The sequence below is a fragment of the Avibacterium sp. 20-132 genome, assembly GCF_023611925.1.
Lineage (GTDB): Bacteria > Pseudomonadota > Gammaproteobacteria > Enterobacterales > Pasteurellaceae > Avibacterium.
This window is the reverse complement of sequence record NZ_CP091456.1, coordinates 1,209,114-1,227,223: the sequence shown is the minus strand read 5'-3', so window position 1 is coordinate 1,227,223 and position 18,110 is coordinate 1,209,114. Positions and strand designations below refer to the sequence as shown.

Here is an 18,110-nt window from a genome sequence, read left to right as displayed (position 1 = left end):
TGTGGATAAAAAACACGTTATGTAAAAATTTCCCAAATTTGACCCGCACTTTAGAGGCGGGTTTTTTTATATTCAAAATCAATGAAAGGATAAGTTATGACAGATCAAGTGATTATCTTTGACACCACCTTACGCGATGGCGAGCAAGCCCTAAAAGCCAGTTTAACGGTAAAAGAAAAACTACAAATTGCCCTTGCTCTTGAACGTCTTGGCGTTGATGTAATGGAAGTGGGATTTCCTGTTTCTTCTGCGGGGGATTTTGAATCCGTGCGTACCATTGCGGAACATATCAAAAATAGTCGTGTCTGTGCGTTATCTCGTGCGGTGGATAAAGATATTGACGTGGCAGCAGAAGCCTTAAAAGTGGCGGAAGCATTCCGAATTCATACTTTCATTGCCACCTCAGCTTTGCACGTTGAAAGCAAATTACGTCGCACCTTTGATGATGTGGTCGAAATGGCAATTAATGCGGTTAAACGCGCACGCCGTTATACCGATGATGTGGAATTTTCTTGTGAAGATGCAGGGCGTACAGGCATTGATAATATTTGCCGTATTGTAGAAGCCGCAATCAATGCGGGAGCAACCACAGTGAATATTCCAGATACAGTGGGTTATTGTTTACCAATGGAATATGGCAATATTATCGCCAATGTAATGAACCGTGTACCAAATATTGATAAAGCGATTATTTCCGTGCATTGCCATAATGATTTGGGAATGGCGACTGCGAACTCTTTAACTGCGATACAAAATGGTGCAAGACAAATTGAATGTACAGTAAATGGTATCGGTGAGCGTGCGGGTAACACGGCATTGGAAGAAGTGGTGATGGCAATTAAAACCCGTCAGGCCTTGTTTGGCGTAGATACTCGCATTAATACACAAGAAATTCACCGTGTTAGCCAAATGGTCAGTCAATTATGTAATATGCCAATTCAACCCAATAAAGCGATTGTTGGTTCAAATGCCTTTGCCCATTCTTCTGGTATTCATCAAGATGGTATGGTGAAAAATAAAAATACTTACGAAATTATGTCGCCAGAAAGCATCGGTTTGAAAAAAGAAAAATTGAATTTAACGGCACGTTCTGGGCGCGCCGCGGTAAAAAATCATATGGATTCAATGGGATATCAAGAAAGTGAATATGATTTAGATAAATTGTATGAGGCGTTCTTGAAATTAGCAGATAAAAAAGGGCAAGTGTTCGATTATGATTTAGAAGCCCTTGCTTTTATTGATATGCAGCAAGGCGATGAGGATCGTTTAACCTTAGATGTGATTACTTCACAAATGATCAGCCATTTACCTGCCTCTGCCTTTGTGCAAGTGGAGCTAGACGGTGAAAAATTAAGTCAAGTATCCAGTGGGGGGAATGGCCCAGTGGATGCGGTGTTTAATGCTATTTTGAACATCACGAATATTGATTTAAAAATGTTGAATTATCACTTAACAGCTAAAGGCGAAGGGGCTGAAGCACTAGGGCAAGTGGATATTGTGGTGGAGCATAAAGGTCGCCGTTTCCACGGGGTGGGCTTGGCAACGGATATTGTAGAATCCTCAGCCCGTGCGCTGATCCACGCCATCAATGCAATTTACCGCTCACATAAAGTAGAAAATTTGAAATTAAGCAAAAACTCGATCAATTAAGGAGTGATACGATGAAAAATTATAATGTTGCTGTATTAAGTGGTGATGGCATTGGGCCTGAAGTGATGGCAGAAGCCATTAAAGTGCTTGATGCCGTACAACAAAAATACGGTTTTCAGCTTAACTTCCGTCATTTTGATGTAGGTGGCATTGCCATTGACAAGCACGGCACAGCGTTACCAGAAGACACCTTAACAGGTTGCGAACAAAGCGATGCTATTTTATTTGGTTCAGTAGGTGGACCAAAATGGGAACATCTTCCGCCTAACCAACAACCTGAACGCGGTGCGTTATTACCATTACGCAAACATTTTTCATTGTTTTGTAATTTACGCCCTGCAACCTTATACAAAGGCTTAGAAAAATTCTGCCCATTGCGTGCGGATATTGCCGCTAAAGGTTTTGATATGGTTACCGTCCGTGAATTAACGGGAGGCATTTATTTTGGTCAGCCAAAAGGGCGAGAAGGCGAGGGAGATAATGAGAAAGCCTATGATACGGAAATTTATCATCGTTATGAAATTAAACGCATTGCCAAAGTTGCCTTTGAAACCGCAATGAAACGTAAAAAACATTTAACGTCTGTAGATAAAGCCAATGTATTAATCAGTTCAATCTTATGGCGGGAAGTGGTTGAAGAAGTGGCGAAAGATTACCCAGAAGTAACGTTAGATCATATCTACATTGATAATGCTACGATGCAATTAATCAAGCAACCTGAATTTTTTGATGTGTTACTTTGCTCAAATATTTTCGGCGACATTATTTCTGATGAATGTGCGATGATCACGGGTTCAATGGGAATGCTACCTTCAGCGAGCTTAAACGAAAAAGGATTTGGTTTATATGAGCCTGCAGGCGGTTCTGCCCCTGATATTGCTGGGAAAGGTATCGCAAACCCAATTGCACAAATTCTTTCTGCCGCAATGATGTTACGTTATAGCTTTAATCTTAATGAGGCGGCGAAGGAAATAGAAAGTGCGGTACAAAAAGTGCTAGAAAATGGCTATCGTACAGCAGATTTAGCCGATGAAAACACACCTGTTTCAACGAAGGAAATGGGGGATCTGATTGTGGCGGAGATTAAGGCTTAGCCATTTATTAAGAAACTTGATTAATTTATCTAGTTTCACCTAACCGAGACTTCATTTTCTTTGTTCGCACAAAGAAAACGAAGCAAAAGAAATGCGCCCTGATAACTTGCTTTTCTTCATTTCGTGGAGTGGCAAACGGCGGATTTTTAACTCGCCTGCAAGCAGGCTCAAACACGAAAAATCCACCTAGCCACTTAGCCACTCATTCAGGCAAGTTATAAAGGGGAAAAACGGGATATTCACTATCCTTTTAATTTAACAAAGATAGTACTTCGGGTTACCTGCTGTTTTGCCCAAACGTAAATAAATTTTTAGGAAAATTCATTCTAAAAAATGGAAGCAAAACAGCAGAGAGCTTTTTTGCACAAGCAAAGACACCCTTTAGGTTGAACGTTGCTTTAGCAACGGCACGCAGTGCAAGGCATAGCCACAGTAAAATGAAGTCGCTATTAGGCGAAACCAAACAGCAGATACCAAATATTAAATACCAAATAACGAGCGAAATATGAAAAAAACTCTCTACGACAAATTATTCGATGCACACATCGTCTACGAATCACAAGGTGAAACACCGATTTTATACATTAATCGCCATTTAATTCACGAGGTTACTAGCCCTCAAGCATTTGATGGATTACGAGTCGCGAACCGCCCAGTTCGTCAAGTAGGAAAAACCTTCGGCACAATGGATCACAGTATTTCAACGCAAGTACGTGATGTGAATAAATTGGAAGGGCAAGCCAAAATTCAAGTGCTTGAATTAGCTAAAAACTGTGCAAAGACAGGAATTGAGTTGTTTGATATGAATAGCAAACAACAAGGTATCGTTCACGTAGTTGGACCTGAACAAGGGCTAACCTTACCGGGTATGACCATCGTATGTGGCGATTCGCACACCGCAACTCACGGTGCTTTTGGTGCATTAGCCTTTGGAATTGGAACATCAGAAGTCGAACACGTGTTAGCAACACAAACCTTAAAACAAAGCCGCGCGAAAAATATGAAAATTGAAGTACGTGGTAAAGTTGCTCCGGGGATTACTGCAAAAGATATTGTACTTGCGATTATCGGTAAAACCACAATGGCTGGTGGCACAGGACACGTTGTAGAATTTTGTGGCGAAGCGATTCGTAACCTCTCAATGGAAGGCCGAATGACAGTATGTAATATGGCAATTGAACTTGGTGCGAAAGCAGGATTAATTGCCCCAGATGAAACGACCTTTGAATATTTAAAAGGGCGTCCTTATGCGCCGAAAGGTAAAGATTGGGATGAGGCTATCGCTTATTGGAAAACACTCAAAACCGATGAAGGGGCTGAATTTGATACGGTAGTCGTATTAGAAGCCAAAGACATCGCACCACAAGTCACTTGGGGAACAAATCCGGGGCAGGTGATTGGTATTGATCAAACCGTACCCAATCCAGCGGAAATGCGTGATCCTGTGATACGTGCCTCTGCGGAAAAAGCCTTAGCTTATATTGGTTTAGAACCCAACGCAGATTTAACTCAGATTTCCATTGATCAAGTATTTATTGGCTCTTGCACGAACTCTCGTATTGAAGATTTACGCGCTGCCGCTGCGGTGATGAAAGGGCGTAAAGTGGCAGATAACGTAAAACGCGTGTTGGTTGTTCCGGGGTCTGGGCTTGTGAAAGAACAAGCAGAAAAAGAGGGATTAGATAAAATCTTTATTGAAGCTGGCGCACAATGGCGTAACCCAGGCTGTTCAATGTGCTTAGGAATGAACGATGACCAACTAGGTGAATGGGAACGCTGTGCCTCCACTAGTAACCGTAATTTTGAAGGCCGTCAAGGGCGTAATGGCCGAACACATCTTGTTAGCCCAGCAATGGCAGCAGCCGCAGCGGTGTTTGGTAAATTTGTCGATATTCGTCAAGTGGAATTATATTAAGGAGAAATTATGGCAGGCTTTAAACAACATTCAGGCATTGTTGTGCCATTAGATGTGGCAAATGTAGATACCGATGCCATTATTCCAAAACAATTTTTGCAAGCGATTACACGCGTCGGTTTTGGTAAACATTTATTCCATGAATGGCGTTATCTTGATGCCGAAGGCACTCAGCCCAATCCCGAATTTGTACTAAACTTCCCGCAATATCAAGGGGCGAGTATTTTGCTTGCACGCAAAAATCTAGGCTGTGGTTCATCTCGTGAACACGCGCCTTGGGCATTGGCCGATTATGGTTTCAAAGTGATGATTGCACCAAGTTTCGCAGATATTTTCTATAACAACAGCTTAAACAATCATATGCTTCCAATCCGTTTAAGCGAAGAGGAAATCGAAGAAATCTTCCAATGGGTGTGGGCAAATCAAGGCGCAACCATTGATGTGGATTTAGAAAAAATGACCGTTACCACAGGTGAAAAAATCTATCCCTTTGAACTAGATGCATTCCGCCGTCATTGCCTATTAAATGGTTTAGATAATATTGGTTTAACCTTGCAACACGAAGAGGCTATTTCAGCATACGAGAAAAATATTCCTGCATTCTTGAAATAGATTTAAGGCTGACATAACGTCAGCCTAATTTTATCTAAAGGCTGGAAATTTTGATTTTTTTGACACATAATTAGCCCAGAAAATGTTCATTCTGACTAAAGAAAGTTATGTGTAATAAAAATTATCCTTTTACTTATCTATTTATCAATGCCGCTGTTGCAATTTATTTTTTATCAATTTTCCTCTTTGACCGTAGCTATAACATAGCCCCCGCATTATTAATTTTAGCGACACTGTTTCTTTTCGTAACAAATAAAGAAAGGAAAAATCTTTTTACGTTTTATGGCGAACAGAAAACATTAGCCTTTAGTTATTTATTTTATTTTGCCACACTTACATTTTCTGTATTATTCCACCACGGAGAATTAAAGGAATTAGATAATCCTAGCCGAATTTTACTATTCTTACCTCTCCTTCCACTATTAGCTAATTATAAAATTAACTTTTATCTTTTAGCCAAAATTATCCCTTTTTCTGCGTTATTAGCCGGTGTTATTGAGCTTATTCAACGTTTTTATCTTGGATATGCACGAGCCTATGAGAATATTCTAAGTATTCAAGGTGGTGATATGGCAATGAGCCTAGGATTATTTTCAATCGCTATTGGGTTATATTTTTGGACAAGTAAAAATAAAAGCTTTGCGCTATTCGTCTTGTTCTGTGCCTTAATGGGAATATTAGGAAGCATTTTATCTACCGCCCGCGGTGGATGGATTGGTGTACCGTTTGTATTGGCTGTTATCCTATATAATTATCGAAAAAAACTACCTAAATACTTCTTCCCGATTTTATTTTCTATAATATCAACGTTTGCTGTCCTCGTTTCGCTCACTAACACGGGCGGCATTATTGATCGTATCAATGCGGCTAAGGCCAATATTACGCAATATATGAGCGGTGAAAATACCTCAACCTCCGTGGGCGCGCGTTTCGATATGTGGAAAGCGTCTTGGATTGCCATTCAAGAAAAACCGCTTTTAGGTTGGGGAAAACAAGGCATTTATGATAAAAAGCAAGAGCTCGCCAAAACAGGTATTATTAGTGAGTATTCCGCAAGTTTTGTACATAATCACAATCAATTTATTGATAATACCGTGAAACAAGGGCTAATAGGGTTAATCGCCTTATTATTTATTTTTATTGTTCCTTTACGCTTTTTTATTCGCAATTTAAATGGAGATAATCCTGAGCTATTATGCCTTTCCAGCTTAGGTATTATTCACGTTATATCTACAATGTTTTATAACGTTTCACAAAGTTTCTTTGCACATAACTCAGGAAATATTTTCTATTTCTTTTTGATTGTGGTGTTTTATGCTGCGATAAATGTGGTAAAGAATAAAAATTAGGATATAAAAATAATGCGCTATTAACAGCGCATTATTTTTAAAAGTGCGGTGTTTTTTTCTATTATTTTTATTTGCCCTCAGCCCAATGTTTTTCATAAGCGGATAACGTATTATACATTAACATTGCAACGGTCATTGGCCCTACACCACCGGGAACTGGGGTAATATAACCCGCTTTTTCTTTTGCTTTATCAAATTCCACATCACCCGCAAGTTTGCCATCGACACGGTTAATCCCGACATCAATCACCACAGCGCCTTCTTTAATCCATTCGCCGGGGATAAATTGTGGTTTTCCTACCGCTACCACTAAAATATCCGCTTGCTTAACGTGATGTTCCAAATCTTTCGTAAAGCGATGTGTTACCGTAACGGTGCAGCCTGCAAGTAATAGCTCTAGTGCCATAGGACGCCCTACGATATTAGAAGCCCCTACAATTACGGCGTGCTGACCATAAAAATCAATGCCAGTGGTTTCTAAAAGCTTAATCACGCCGTAAGGCGTACAAGCGCGTAAGGTAGGAATACGCTGACATAAACGCCCCACATTATATGGGTGAAAACCATCCACATCTTTATTTGGCGAAATACGCTCAATCACAGAGGTGCTATTAATATGAGCCGGTAAAGGCAATTGAACGAGAATCCCATCAATGTTCGGATCCGCATTTAACTCATCGATCAGGGCAAGCAATGCTTGCTCGGAGGTACTTTCAGGCAAGTCATAAGATTTAGAAAACATACCAATTTCTTCACAGCTTCTACGTTTACTTTCAACATAAACTTGTGAAGCTGGATCTGTGCCAACTAAAATAACAGCCAACCCCGGGGCGCGTCTATTTTGTTTAAGATGCTGCTGAATTTTTTCTGCTATTTCTGCTTTGATTTCTTTCGAGAGTGCGGTGCCAGAGATGATTTGTGCCGTCATTACGTTTTCCTTAAATATGAAATGCTGAGAAAGTAAACGTTTGCTATTTTCTCAAAAAAAACCTTCTAATGTAAGCCTAATTGAGATAATTTTGAGCGATTAAACCAAAAAACAGAAAAAATTCATTGACTGATAATAAAAGCATTTTATAATTACCGCCATCTTGTCGGCGAGTAGCGCAGCTTGGTAGCGCAACTGGTTTGGGACCAGTGGGTCGTAGGTTCAAATCCTATCTCGCCGACCACTTCTTTTATATATCCATTTGAAATGCGCCCTTAGCTCAGCTGGATAGAGCAACGGCCTTCTAAGCCGTAGGTCATTGGTTCGAATCCAATAGGGCGTGCCATTATATTATTCTCCCTTGTAAATTCTTGTTAATTCCTATTTCTTATCAAGTATTTAATAAAAAATACATCCTAATGAAAACGAGAGGAAATCTATATCATTTTCCATATAAAATATATCCATACTGATTTTCTGATTTTTTATACTGATGATTTTCGCTCTAACTTATTAGTCTAACTACAAAAAATCCCCATAGCGAAAACTATGGGGATTTTGCAGTAGAAATTTAAAAATAAGAAAAATTTCTACCGCTCTTTGAAAATAAAGATGTGGGAGGAATTACATCATACCGCCCATTCCACCCATACCGCCCATTCCGGCGCCTAGGTCAGCTTTCTCTTCTTTAGGAATCTCTGTTACCATCGCTTCAGTGGTAATCATTAATCCCGCGATAGAAGCGGCAAATTGAAGTGCTGAACGTGTTACTTTAGTTGGATCTAAGATACCCATTTCAAGCATATCACCATATTGCTCAGAACCGGCATTATAACCAAAGTTTCCTTCGCCAGATTTCACCGCACTTGCCACAACAGAGGCTTCTTCACCTGCATTGGTAACAATTTGGCGCAATGGCGCTTCCATTGCACGTAAAGCTAGTTTGATCCCGACGTTTTGCTCTTCATTATCACCTTTTAAGTTTGCGGCTACCTTGTTTGCTGCACGAATTAAAGCAACACCACCACCTGCAACAATTCCTTCTTCTACCGCTGCACGGGTTGCGTGTAAGGCATCTTCAACGCGATCTTTTTTCTCTTTCATTTCAACTTCGGTTGCAGCACCGACTTTAATTACTGCCACGCCACCAGCTAATTTCGCTACGCGCTCTTGTAATTTTTCTTTGTCATAATCAGAAGTACTTTCTTCAATTTGCTGACGAATTTGTGCAACACGTCCTTTAATTTGCGCTTCTTCACCTACACCGTCAATAATGGTCGTGTTGTCTTTATTGATCACCACACGTTTTGCTTGACCTAAATCTTCTAAGGTTGCTTTTTCTAACTCCATACCGATTTCTTCAGAAATTACGGTACCTGCAGTTAAAATGGCAATATCTTGTAACATTGCTTTACGGCGATCACCAAAGCCCGGCGCTTTCACTGCGGCGACTTTCACGATACCACGCATTGTATTCACCACTAATGTCGCAAGCGCTTCTCCTTCTACATCTTCTGCAATGATAAGTAACGGCTTACCAGCTTTTGCTACCGCTTCTAATACAGGTAATAATTCACGAATATTAGAGATTTTTTTATCCACTAAAAGAATAAATGGGTTATCAAATTCTACCGTTGCGGCTTCAGGTTTATTGATAAAGTATGGAGAAAGGTAACCGCGATCAAATTGCATCCCTTCCACAACAGCAAGCTCATCTTCTAAGCCCGTGCCGTCTTCAACGGTAATCACGCCTTCTTTACCCACTTTTTCCATTGCTTCAGCAATTAATTTCCCTACGACATTATCTGAGTTCGCAGAAATCGTACCAACTTGCTCAATTTCTTTTGAGCTTTCGCACGGTTTAGAAAGGGCTTTTAATTCAGTCACAACCGCATTAACCGCTTTATCAATACCACGTTTTAAATCCATTGGGTTCATTCCTGCAGCCACGGCTTTTAACCCTTCATTCACGATCGCTTGGGCTAAGACCGTTGCGGTTGTGGTGCCGTCTCCTGCCGCGTCATTCGCTTTAGACGCCACTTCTTTTACCATTTGTGCGCCCATATTTTCAAATTTATCTTCTAATTCGATTTCACGAGCCACAGAAACACCATCTTTTGTGATCGTTGGCGCACCAAAGGCTTTATCTAAAATTACATTACGACCTTTTGGCCCTAGCGTTACTTTCACTGCATCTGCAAGAATGTTTACGCCGTTAAGCATTTTTACACGTGCATCATTACCAAATTTAACGTCTTTTGCTGCCATTTTTTTATTCCTTCTTAATAATAAATTGAGAGAAAAATGCGGTAAAAAAGCACCGCACTTTTTTATTTTGATTATTCAACGATGGCTAAAATATCGCTTTCAGAAATGATTAACACTTCTTCGCCATCAATTTTTTCTGCTTTTACGCCATAGCCATCATTAAAAATAATGGTATCGCCTACTTTGACATCTAAAGGGAGTACTGTGCCATTTTCTAAAATACGTCCTTTCCCCACAGCAAGCACTTTTGCACGGGTAGATTTTGTTGCTGCAGAACCGGTTAATACGATTCCGCCCGCAGATAAGGTTTCAATTTCTTCACGTTTGATGATCACACGATCGTGTAATGGACGAATATTCATTGTTATTTCCTTTTTAAGTTGATGTTTAAAAAAAGTATTGCAAATATGGGGGAGTTTTTTTGCGCTTTCAAGAGCGTAATCAAATTTTTTTATCCAAGAGTAAACATCAAACCAAGGAAAATGAGAATAATTTTTATTTACTTCGTTATTTTTTTATGTAAAATCAAGCACAGCTAGAAGGAATTTTAGCGAAACAACATCACTTGAATATGAAATCTGTTTTTTTGTCATACCAAAGAAAAATTCGTTTGGAAAGAGTGCGGTCTAAAAAGCAGGAAAATTTCAAACACTCATCTATTTTAACCACGGAGAACGTGAAATGAAAAAAACATTATCAGCGATTGCATTATGCACCACATTTGCCACCTCAGCGTTGGCTGCCAATGAAGTCAATGTTTATTCTTATCGTCAGCCTTACTTAATTGAGCCTATTTTAAAGCAGTTTGAAAAAGAAACGGGCGTAAAAGTGAATTTTATTTTTGCTGATAAAGGGCTGGTTGAACGTGTAAAACGTGAAGGCGAGCTTAGCCCGGCTGATGTGCTATTAACAGTGGATATTAGTCGTGTGATGGAAATTGTTAATGCCGGATTAGCTCAACCGATTCATTCTACAACGTTAGAGAAAAATATTCCTGCTCGTTTCCGTGATAGTCAAGATAGATGGTTTGCTTTAACCAGCCGTGCGAGAGTGATCTATTCTTCAAAAGATCGTGTTGGCAAATTACCACCGAGCTTTACTTATTATGATTTAGCCAAACCTGAATTAAAAGGCAAAGTGTGTGTGCGTTCTGGCAAACATTCTTATAATGTTTCGTTAATTGCGTCATTGATTGCCCACGATGGCGTAGAAAAAGCCAAAGCGTTCTTAACGGGATTAAAAGCAAACTTAGCACAAAAACCACAAGGCGGCGACCGCGATCAAGTGAAAGCAATTAAAGAGGGCGTGTGCGATTATTCATTAGGCAATAGCTATTATTACGGCAAAATGCTAGAAGATGAAAAACAAAAAAGCTGGGCAGAAGCGGCTTATATTAACTATCCAAACCAAGAAACCGTGGGAACGCATATGAACATCAGCGGTGTGGTTGTCGCAAAATATGCCCCAAATAAAGCAAATGCGGTTAAATTAGTGGAATATTTAAGCGGTGATCAAGCACAACATCTCTACGCAGAACTAAATCACGAATATCCAGTAAAACCTTCTGTAGAAAAATCAAAATTGGTACAGTCTTGGGGCGAATTTAAGCAAGATGACTTACCATTAGAGAAAATTGCAGAAAACTATGAAAACGCATTGAAATTAATCGATGAAGTAAAATTTGACCTATAATAGGCCTAATCTAGGCTAGCCTATCCCATACAGGGTAGGCTAGTTTTATTTTGATTATGGATAATTTCACACAACATAAAAAATTTTTCGCAAAAAGCACCGCACTTATCATATTGTTAGGGGTATTGGGGTTTTTCTCGCTTCCAATTATCGCTCTGCTATCTTCGGCATTTGGCAGTTCACTGCACAGTTTACAACATTTATGGCAAACGGTGTTTACCGACTATTTAGTTAATTCCCTAAGCCTAGTGGTGGGGACAACAGCCTTGAGCTTATGCTTTGCCTTACCTTGTGCATTTTTGGTTTCGCGTTATCATTTTATTGGTAAAACCTTGTTACAGTGGTTGCTTTGCCTCCCACTTGCCATTCCAGCGTATTTATCAGCCTATCTTTATACCGATTTTTTAGACTATCCCGGTATTGTGCAACAAAGTTTACGCACTTGGTTTGATTGGCAAACCAAGCAAGATTATTGGTTTCCTTCCATTCGTAGTCTAGGCGGTGCTTGTTTTATTTTGGCATTGTCTTTATATCCTTATATTTTCTTATTGGTAAGAATGGCGTTAATGGAGCAAGGTGATAATTTACAACAAAGCGCAAAATTGCTAGGGGCAAGTCGCTGGCGGGTGTTTTACAAAATTACCTTTGCCTTAATCCGCCCTGCTATTGCGGTGGGTTGTGCCTTAGTTGCAATGGAAACCTTAGGCGATTTTGGTACGGTCGCATTCTTTGCGATTCCTTCACTCACCACCGCCATTTATGATACTTGGCTCGGCTTTGGTGATTTACAAGCAGCAGCGCAAATTTCGCTTTTTATGCTAGGGCTATTGGTGCTATTTATCAGTATTGAACGTTACGCTCGTCGCCAACAACGCTATTATCAACGAACAGGGCAACGCCCGCTCCAAACGCAACAGCTCAACGGATTAGGTTGGGGATTACTGTTATTTAGCATCATCTTGATTATTCTTGCCTTTTTTATCCCACTCTTTCAACTCAGCTATTGGTCTATCATCTATTTTGAGCAAGCGTGGACGGCTGATTTCTGGCAATATAGTCAAAACAGCTTACTGGTTTCTGGGCTGGCAATGATCATTTGTGTATGTTTAGCGTTATTAATGCACTTTTGGGCAAGATTAACCCCCGTGCCGTTGGCAAAACTGGCAGTACGCTTTTCTGCACTAGGCTATGCCATTCCCGGTACGGTACTTGCAATCGGCTTGTTAATTCCTTTTACCTTTGCCGATCATCAACTTAATCAATGGTTAAAATGGCTAGATTTACCAATGCTTGGTTTAGTGTTTTCAGGCTCACTTTTCGCGCTTGTCTCTGCTTATGTCATTCGCTTTTCGGCAATGGCATTAGGCAGTTTAGAAACGAGCCTGAACCAAATACCCCCTTCTTTAGAAATGGCAGGCAGAATGTTAGGCTATAAATCGTGGGGAATCTGGCGAAAAATCCATTTACCTCTTATGCATAAAGGAATTTTTACCGCATTATTGCTGGTTTTTATTGAAAGTATGAAAGAACTTAATGCTTCTTTATTATTGCGCCCGTTTAATTTTGATACGCTCGCCACCCACGTTTTCACCTTTACTTCAGATGAACAGCTTGAACGTGCTGCGTTGCCTGCATTAATACTGATTTTAGTTGGGATAATTCCCGTATTGATTTTAACTCGCGCTTTACTGCAATCAGGGAAAAAACAGAATAAATGAAGATGTTAGATATTACCCATTTAACTTGTTGCTATAACAATCAACCTATTTTACAAGATCTTAATTTATCTATTGAAAATGACGATATTGTCTGTTTACTTGGCGCAAGCGGTTGCGGAAAAACGACCTTACTCAAAGCTATCGCAGGATTGCTCCCACTCAGTGCAGGAACGCTTCGCTTGCAAGGTAAAGATATTGGCTATCTTGAGGCAAATCAACGAGAAATAGGCTTGATCTTTCAAGATTATGCACTTTTCCCTCACTTAACCGTAGCAGAAAATATTCTGTTTGGCTTACATCAACGTAATAAAAATGAGCAAATAAAAACCTTGCAAAAAATGACCGCACTTGTGCATTTACAAGGTTTGGAAAAACGCTATCCACACGAGCTTTCAGGCGGGCAACAACAGCGTGTCGCCATTGCTCGTGCGTTAGCTTGTCAGCCGAAATTGTTATTACTAGACGAACCTTTTTCTAACATTGATAGCCAAGTTCGTCATCAAATGATCGAAGAAATTCGCACTATTCTCAAACAGCAGCATATTCCTGCCATTTTTGTAACACACAGCAAAGAAGAGGCATTTCTATTTGCTGATAAATTAGCGCTAATGAACCAAGGAAAAATCTGTCAAGTTGGCTCACCTCGCACACTTTACCAGCAGCCAAACAGTCCTTTTGTGGCTAATTTCTTGGGCGAAATGAATTATTTGCCTTGTCAGCCTATTGATGAACAGCATTACCAATCCCTACTTGGCGTGCATTTATGTACAAATCATCAATTACAACAAAAGCCGAGTTATCTTGCGATCCGTCCAGAACAGTTACAATTACGCTTAGTGGATGATCTCAAACAAGCCAACGGCATTATCCGTCAGAAGCGTTTTTTAGGGGCTTATTATAAATATCACGTAGAAATCTCTGGCGTGCAATTGATCATTACAAGCCAGCAATCTTTACCCTTAACGGGGCGGGTTCAGGTATTATATGAGAAAGAAACTGGCGTCATCTTTGCTGAAAAATAATATATTGAAAATTGAAGTATTATTTAGCGTATAAAAAGCAAAAGCCTTGAAATTTCTTTCAAGGCTTTAAAATCTGGTGGAGATAATCGGGATCGAACCGACGACCTCTTGAATGCCATTCAAGCGCTCTCCCAACTGAGCTATATCCCCTTAATACTGGCTATGATAATTAGCAGAATGAATGCTGTCAATATTAAATTTGTTGCATTCATTCGCTAGATTAAATATTAAGCGTTTTGTGCTTGAATAAAATCGATGGCTTTTTGAATACGTGCCAATGAACGTTCGCGACCGATACCCACAAGGGTGATATCCATTGAAGGGGATTGTCCTGCTCCTGTAACGGCAACACGTAATGGCATACCCACTTTACCCATTCCTACCCCCAACGCTTCCGCTGTTTGCTCAATGGCTTGATGAATTAGCTCGGCAGTCCATTGAGGAAGTGCGGTCAATTTTTCTTTTACTTTTTCAAGTGCATCAATTGCACCAGATTTAAAGTGTTTTTTCACCGCACTTTCATCAAAATGATCAAACTCTTCAAAGAAGTAACGGCTTGCACTTGCCATTTCTTTCAATGTTTTACAACGCTCACCAAGCATAACGACAATATCACTTAATGCAGGACCATTGCTGGTATCAATGCCTTGCTGTTGATAATGCCAAGCAAGGTGTTTAGCAACATATTCAGGCGGTAATTCACGAATATAGTGATGATTTAGCCACAAGAGTTTTTCCGTATTGAATGCACTTGCAGATTTACTCACTTGAGTTAATTCAAACAGCTTGATCATTTCTTCTACGGAGAAAATTTCTTGATCGCCATGCCCCCAACCTAAACGCACCAAATAATTGAGTAAGGCTTCCGGTAAAAAACCATCATCACGATATTGCATAACACTCACTGCCCCGTGGCGTTTTGATAATTTTTGTCCATCATCACCTAAAATCATAGAAACGTGTGCATAAGTTGGAATTGGCGCGCCTAATGCTTTTAATATGTTAATTTGACGCGGGGTGTTATTAATATGATCTTCGCCACGCACAACGTGTGTGATACCCATATCCCAGTCATCAATCACAACACAGAAGTTATAGGTTGGTGAACCATCGGTACGGCGGATAATTAAATCATCAAGTTCGCGATTGCTAATTTCAATACGTCCACGCACCGCATCATCAAATACGACAGAACCTTCTTGTGGGTTTTTGAAACGTACAACGTGAGGTGCATCGGGATTCTCAGGTGCATGATGTAAGCAATACCCATCATAACGTGGTTTTTCTTTATTTTTCTCTTGCTCACTGCGTAAATGTTCTAAACGTTCTTTAGAGCAATAACAACGATAAGCCAAACCTTGCTCAAGCATTTGATCAATGACTTGATTATAACGATCAAAGCGTTTTGTTTGGTAATATGGCCCATGCTCCCAAGCTAAATTTAACCATTCCATTCCTTCTAAAATTGCTTGTGTTGCTTCAGGTGTAGAACGTTCTAAATCAGTATCTTCAATGCGTAATACAAATTCACCTTGGTTATGTTTCGCAAATAACCAAGAATATAATGCCGTTCTTGCTCCTCCAACGTGCAGATAACCCGTTGGGCTAGGAGCGAAGCGAGTACGAACTTTCACAGAGGGATCTAAAGTAAATAAGGGTTCAGCTTTCATTTTATAACCTTGTTCGATAGAAAAAATTAAATCGGCGGTATTGTACTATGAGTTATCCGAATTCACGATAAAAAAAGAAAATTTATGTCTATTTTTACAACACTTAGACAAAAATAACTAAAAATGTATTGACTGTATGTTGAGAATACTTATAATGCCAACCCACAACACAAGGGCGATTAGCTCAGTTGGGAGAGCACCTCCCTTACAAGGAGGGGGTCACTGGTTCGAGACCGGTATCGCCCACCACTTTTTTAAGGACTTGTGTTGTAATGCTTAAACTCACGTGGGCGATTAGCTCAGTTGGGAGAGCACCTCCCTTACAAGGAGGGGGTCACTGGTTCGAGACCGGTATCGCCCACCACTCAAGTTTAAGTTCCCATTTAGCTTTTGCAAAGTTAAATCCGATAGCTAGAAATAGCATTCTGTCGGGCGATTAGCTCAGTTGGGAGAGCACCTCCCTTACAAGGAGGGGGTCACTGGTTCGAGACCGGTATCGCCCACCACTTTATTAAAAACTAAAATATTTATTATTTCTCTACAGTATTTTCATTAAAAAATAAAAAAATCTCTTTTAATTTGGTTTATCAATTAAGTTTACCCAATATCAAAAGAGACAAAAATCATTTCTTATTTATTGATGATATTATTCAATATGTAATTGCTTTGCTACTTTTCGTAATAACAAGAATATCCAAGGCCATAATACCCCGCTCGTCATTGCGCCAAAAATCTCTTGCCAATTAAAATCCGCACTATGCAAGAATAATTCAACAATAAAAATACCTATTCTTACGCTAAAAACAGCGAAAATAACAAATATCCCCTGCATCCATAACGATAGGTTACGAATTAATATACTATTCACCGCTAATAAATAAGCAAAAACAGAAAGCACTAATGCGTGAATACCTAAGGTTGAGCCAAGTACAAGATCCCAAGCAATCCCCATACAAAATGCCGTACCTACACTAATTTTTGCAGGCATTGCTAAAATCCAATAAGTTAAAACGAGCAATAACCAAGCAGGCTTGAAATGATGTAAACTGCTTGGCCAGGGCGCAATTTCTAACACCATTGCAACTAAAAAGGTGGATACAATAAATAATAATTGTAAAAAAGCACGACCTTGCATTAATCTTCCTCTCGATAATGTTGCAATTCAGGCTCAACAGGTTCAGAAGGCATTTCCATTTGTTCCGTATGGATCTCCTCTAGCGTTGGCGTTGATGGTTTTTCTTCTGGTTCTTCAGTCGTCATCAATGGCGGTAGAATGTCTTGCTTTTTCTGTGTTTCAAGACGCTGGCGAACGGCTTTACGCACTTCTTCTGGTGTACTTGAATTGACTTTACGCATATCTTCATTCGTCGGCCATAAAAGCAAGACATAACGTAAGCGCTCGAGCGATGCAAGCGGCTTTGCGGTGATCGTGGCAAAATAATTTTTTCCATCGCGCGATACATTTTCTACAATCGCAACAGGATATCCTTCAAGAAAACGTCCTCCTAATCCAGAAGTAACCAAGAGATCACCTTTAACAATATCCACTGAACGTGGCACATTGTCTAAAGTAAGTTCATCGCTGTGTCCCGTACCACTTGCGATCACGCGTACATCATTACGCAACACCTGCACAGGAATAGAATGCGTTACATCAGTGAGCAATAACACACGGCTTGTATGACTTCCCACAGAAATAATTTGCCCAACTACACCTTTTTCATCAATAACCGGTTGCCCAACATAAGCACCATCATTTTCTCCTTGGTTAATGACCACTTGCTGGCGATAAACATCTGTTTCTGCAGTTAAGACCTCAGCAATTTTTTTGTATTCGTCTGTGCGTAATGGGGAATTTAGCAATAAACGTAAGCGTTGATTTTCTACTTTGAGTTGATCCAAGAGTAATAAATCGGCATTTTTTTCGCGAAGTTGTTCTCTTAGCACTTTATTTTCGATTTGTAATTTATTGGTATCAACAAGATTGTAAGACACGCCGTCTAGCACCGTTCTTGGTGTGTTGGCAAGATAATAAACGCTACCAATCGCCGTTTCCATTATGCTACGTGCCTTTATCATCGTATTGGTTTGTCCATCAAATAAAATAAGCACGATAGAAGCTATCACGGCAAAAATTAAACGGATGCCAAGATAGGGGGCTTTTCCAAAGATCGGTTTCATTAATATCACTC

14 protein-coding genes and 6 tRNA genes are annotated in these 18,110 nt (G+C 39.9%); 13 read left to right on the top strand and 7 right to left on the bottom strand.

Features of this window, described 5'->3' with window-relative positions; genetic code table 11:
- The first annotated feature begins 96 nt into the window (after nt 1-96).
- The 5 genes from leuA to L4F93_RS05795 all read left to right on the top strand — a co-directional run bounded on the left by leuA (nt 97) and on the right by L4F93_RS05795 (nt 6,620).
- Nucleotides 97-1,650, top strand: a complete 1,554-nt coding sequence (leuA, locus tag L4F93_RS05815) for a 2-isopropylmalate synthase (RefSeq protein WP_250351528.1) — start codon at nt 97-99, stop codon at nt 1,648-1,650.
- 11 nt (nt 1,651-1,661) lie between these two features.
- The gene (gene leuB / locus L4F93_RS05810; RefSeq protein WP_250351527.1) at nt 1,662-2,744 is read left to right on the top strand and encodes a 3-isopropylmalate dehydrogenase; all 1,083 of its coding nucleotides are present in this window, start codon (nt 1,662-1,664) and stop codon (nt 2,742-2,744) included.
- Between the two features lie 505 nt (nt 2,745-3,249).
- Complete coding sequence (gene leuC, locus L4F93_RS05805; RefSeq protein WP_250351526.1) at nt 3,250-4,659, top strand: 3-isopropylmalate dehydratase large subunit; 1,410 nt, start codon at nt 3,250-3,252, stop codon at nt 4,657-4,659.
- Between the two features lie 9 nt (nt 4,660-4,668).
- A complete protein-coding gene (gene leuD, locus L4F93_RS05800; protein ID WP_250351525.1) occupies nt 4,669-5,271 on the top strand; it encodes a 3-isopropylmalate dehydratase small subunit in 603 nt (200 codons plus the stop codon).
- Nucleotides 5,272-5,378: 107 nt separating this feature from the next.
- The gene (locus L4F93_RS05795; RefSeq protein WP_250351524.1) at nt 5,379-6,620 is read left to right on the top strand and encodes an O-antigen ligase family protein; all 1,242 of its coding nucleotides are present in this window, start codon (nt 5,379-5,381) and stop codon (nt 6,618-6,620) included.
- A gap of 67 nt (nt 6,621-6,687) precedes the next feature.
- Here L4F93_RS05795 and folD read toward each other — a convergent pair whose 3' ends face one another.
- Nucleotides 6,688-7,548, bottom strand: coding sequence for a bifunctional methylenetetrahydrofolate dehydrogenase/methenyltetrahydrofolate cyclohydrolase FolD (folD, locus tag L4F93_RS05790; RefSeq protein WP_250351523.1), 861 nt, complete (start codon nt 7,546-7,548; stop codon nt 6,688-6,690).
- Nucleotides 7,549-7,715: 167 nt separating this feature from the next.
- On the opposite strand from folD, the gene L4F93_RS05785 reads away from it, so the two are divergent.
- A tRNA-Pro gene (locus tag L4F93_RS05785) sits at nt 7,716-7,792 on the top strand.
- A 25-nt stretch (nt 7,793-7,817) separates the two neighbouring features.
- A tRNA-Arg gene (locus L4F93_RS05780) sits at nt 7,818-7,894 on the top strand.
- A gap of 278 nt (nt 7,895-8,172) precedes the next feature.
- On the opposite strand, the gene groL is transcribed toward L4F93_RS05780, so the two are convergent.
- On the bottom strand, nt 8,173-9,816 hold the full coding sequence (gene groL / locus L4F93_RS05775; protein ID WP_250351522.1) for a chaperonin GroEL: 1,644 nt from the start codon (nt 9,814-9,816) through the stop codon (nt 8,173-8,175).
- A gap of 71 nt (nt 9,817-9,887) precedes the next feature.
- Complete coding sequence (locus L4F93_RS05770) at nt 9,888-10,178, bottom strand: co-chaperone GroES (protein WP_250351521.1); 291 nt, start codon at nt 10,176-10,178, stop codon at nt 9,888-9,890.
- Nucleotides 10,179-10,497: 319 nt separating this feature from the next.
- Here L4F93_RS05770 and L4F93_RS05765 point away from each other — a divergent pair, with 319 nt between their 5' ends.
- The 3 genes from L4F93_RS05765 to L4F93_RS05755 are packed head-to-tail and all read left to right on the top strand — an operon-like array spanning nt 10,498 to nt 14,248.
- On the top strand, nt 10,498-11,508 hold the full coding sequence (locus L4F93_RS05765; protein ID WP_250351520.1) for a Fe(3+) ABC transporter substrate-binding protein: 1,011 nt from the start codon (nt 10,498-10,500) through the stop codon (nt 11,506-11,508).
- 56 nt (nt 11,509-11,564) lie between these two features.
- A complete protein-coding gene (locus L4F93_RS05760) occupies nt 11,565-13,226 on the top strand; it encodes an ABC transporter permease (RefSeq protein WP_250351519.1) in 1,662 nt (553 codons plus the stop codon).
- Nucleotides 13,223-14,248, top strand: a complete 1,026-nt coding sequence (locus L4F93_RS05755) for an ABC transporter ATP-binding protein (RefSeq protein WP_250351518.1) — start codon at nt 13,223-13,225, stop codon at nt 14,246-14,248. The genes L4F93_RS05760 and L4F93_RS05755 overlap by 4 nt, the downstream gene beginning before the upstream one ends.
- A gap of 74 nt (nt 14,249-14,322) precedes the next feature.
- Here L4F93_RS05755 and L4F93_RS05750 read toward each other — a convergent pair.
- Nucleotides 14,323-14,398 (bottom strand) — tRNA-Ala (locus L4F93_RS05750).
- 77 nt (nt 14,399-14,475) lie between these two features.
- Nucleotides 14,476-15,918 (bottom strand): glutamate--tRNA ligase, encoded by a 1,443-nt coding sequence (gltX, locus tag L4F93_RS05745; protein ID WP_250351517.1) that lies wholly within the window; start codon nt 15,916-15,918, stop codon nt 14,476-14,478.
- Nucleotides 15,919-16,091: 173 nt separating this feature from the next.
- On the opposite strand from gltX, the gene L4F93_RS05740 reads away from it, so the two are divergent.
- The 3 genes from L4F93_RS05740 to L4F93_RS05730 all read left to right on the top strand — a co-directional run bounded on the left by L4F93_RS05740 (nt 16,092) and on the right by L4F93_RS05730 (nt 16,424).
- A tRNA-Val gene (locus tag L4F93_RS05740) sits at nt 16,092-16,167 on the top strand.
- 39 nt (nt 16,168-16,206) lie between these two features.
- Nucleotides 16,207-16,282: transfer RNA gene (locus L4F93_RS05735), tRNA-Val, on the top strand.
- A gap of 66 nt (nt 16,283-16,348) precedes the next feature.
- Nucleotides 16,349-16,424, top strand: a tRNA-Val gene (locus L4F93_RS05730).
- A gap of 140 nt (nt 16,425-16,564) precedes the next feature.
- Here the strand turns inward: L4F93_RS05730 and mreD are convergent.
- Both mreD and mreC read right to left on the bottom strand, forming a co-directional pair.
- Nucleotides 16,565-17,053: a rod shape-determining protein MreD gene (mreD, locus tag L4F93_RS05725; protein WP_250351516.1), complete on the bottom strand. Its 489-nt coding sequence runs from the start codon at nt 17,051-17,053 to the stop codon at nt 16,565-16,567.
- Nucleotides 17,053-18,099, bottom strand: coding sequence for a rod shape-determining protein MreC (gene mreC, locus L4F93_RS05720; protein WP_250351515.1), 1,047 nt, complete (start codon nt 18,097-18,099; stop codon nt 17,053-17,055). Before mreC ends, mreD begins: the two co-directional genes overlap by 1 nt.
- Nucleotides 18,100-18,110: the final 11 nt, after the last annotated feature.

Bases quoted from the DNA above. Each gene is read 5' to 3' on its own strand.
- folD (WP_250351523.1), bottom strand. From the start codon at position 7,548: ATGACGGCACAAATCATCTCTGGCACCGCACTCTCGAAAGAAATCAAA.
- L4F93_RS05765 (WP_250351520.1), top strand. From the start codon at position 10,498: ATGAAAAAAACATTATCAGCGATTGCATTATGCACCACATTTGCCACC.
- gltX (WP_250351517.1), bottom strand. From the start codon at position 15,918: ATGAAAGCTGAACCCTTATTTACTTTAGATCCCTCTGTGAAAGTTCGT.
- mreD (WP_250351516.1), bottom strand. From the start codon at position 17,053: ATGCAAGGTCGTGCTTTTTTACAATTATTATTTATTGTATCCACCTTT.
- mreC (WP_250351515.1), bottom strand. From the start codon at position 18,099: ATGAAACCGATCTTTGGAAAAGCCCCCTATCTTGGCATCCGTTTAATT.
- L4F93_RS05755 (WP_250351518.1), top strand. From the start codon at position 13,223: ATGAAGATGTTAGATATTACCCATTTAACTTGTTGCTATAACAATCAA.
- L4F93_RS05770 (WP_250351521.1), bottom strand. From the start codon at position 10,178: ATGAATATTCGTCCATTACACGATCGTGTGATCATCAAACGTGAAGAA.
- L4F93_RS05760 (WP_250351519.1), top strand. From the start codon at position 11,565: ATGGATAATTTCACACAACATAAAAAATTTTTCGCAAAAAGCACCGCA.
- leuC (WP_250351526.1), top strand. From the start codon at position 3,250: ATGAAAAAAACTCTCTACGACAAATTATTCGATGCACACATCGTCTAC.
- leuA (WP_250351528.1), top strand. From the start codon at position 97: ATGACAGATCAAGTGATTATCTTTGACACCACCTTACGCGATGGCGAG.
- leuB (WP_250351527.1), top strand. From the start codon at position 1,662: ATGAAAAATTATAATGTTGCTGTATTAAGTGGTGATGGCATTGGGCCT.
- leuD (WP_250351525.1), top strand. From the start codon at position 4,669: ATGGCAGGCTTTAAACAACATTCAGGCATTGTTGTGCCATTAGATGTG.
- groL (WP_250351522.1), bottom strand. From the start codon at position 9,816: ATGGCAGCAAAAGACGTTAAATTTGGTAATGATGCACGTGTAAAAATG.
- L4F93_RS05795 (WP_250351524.1), top strand. From the start codon at position 5,379: ATGTGTAATAAAAATTATCCTTTTACTTATCTATTTATCAATGCCGCT.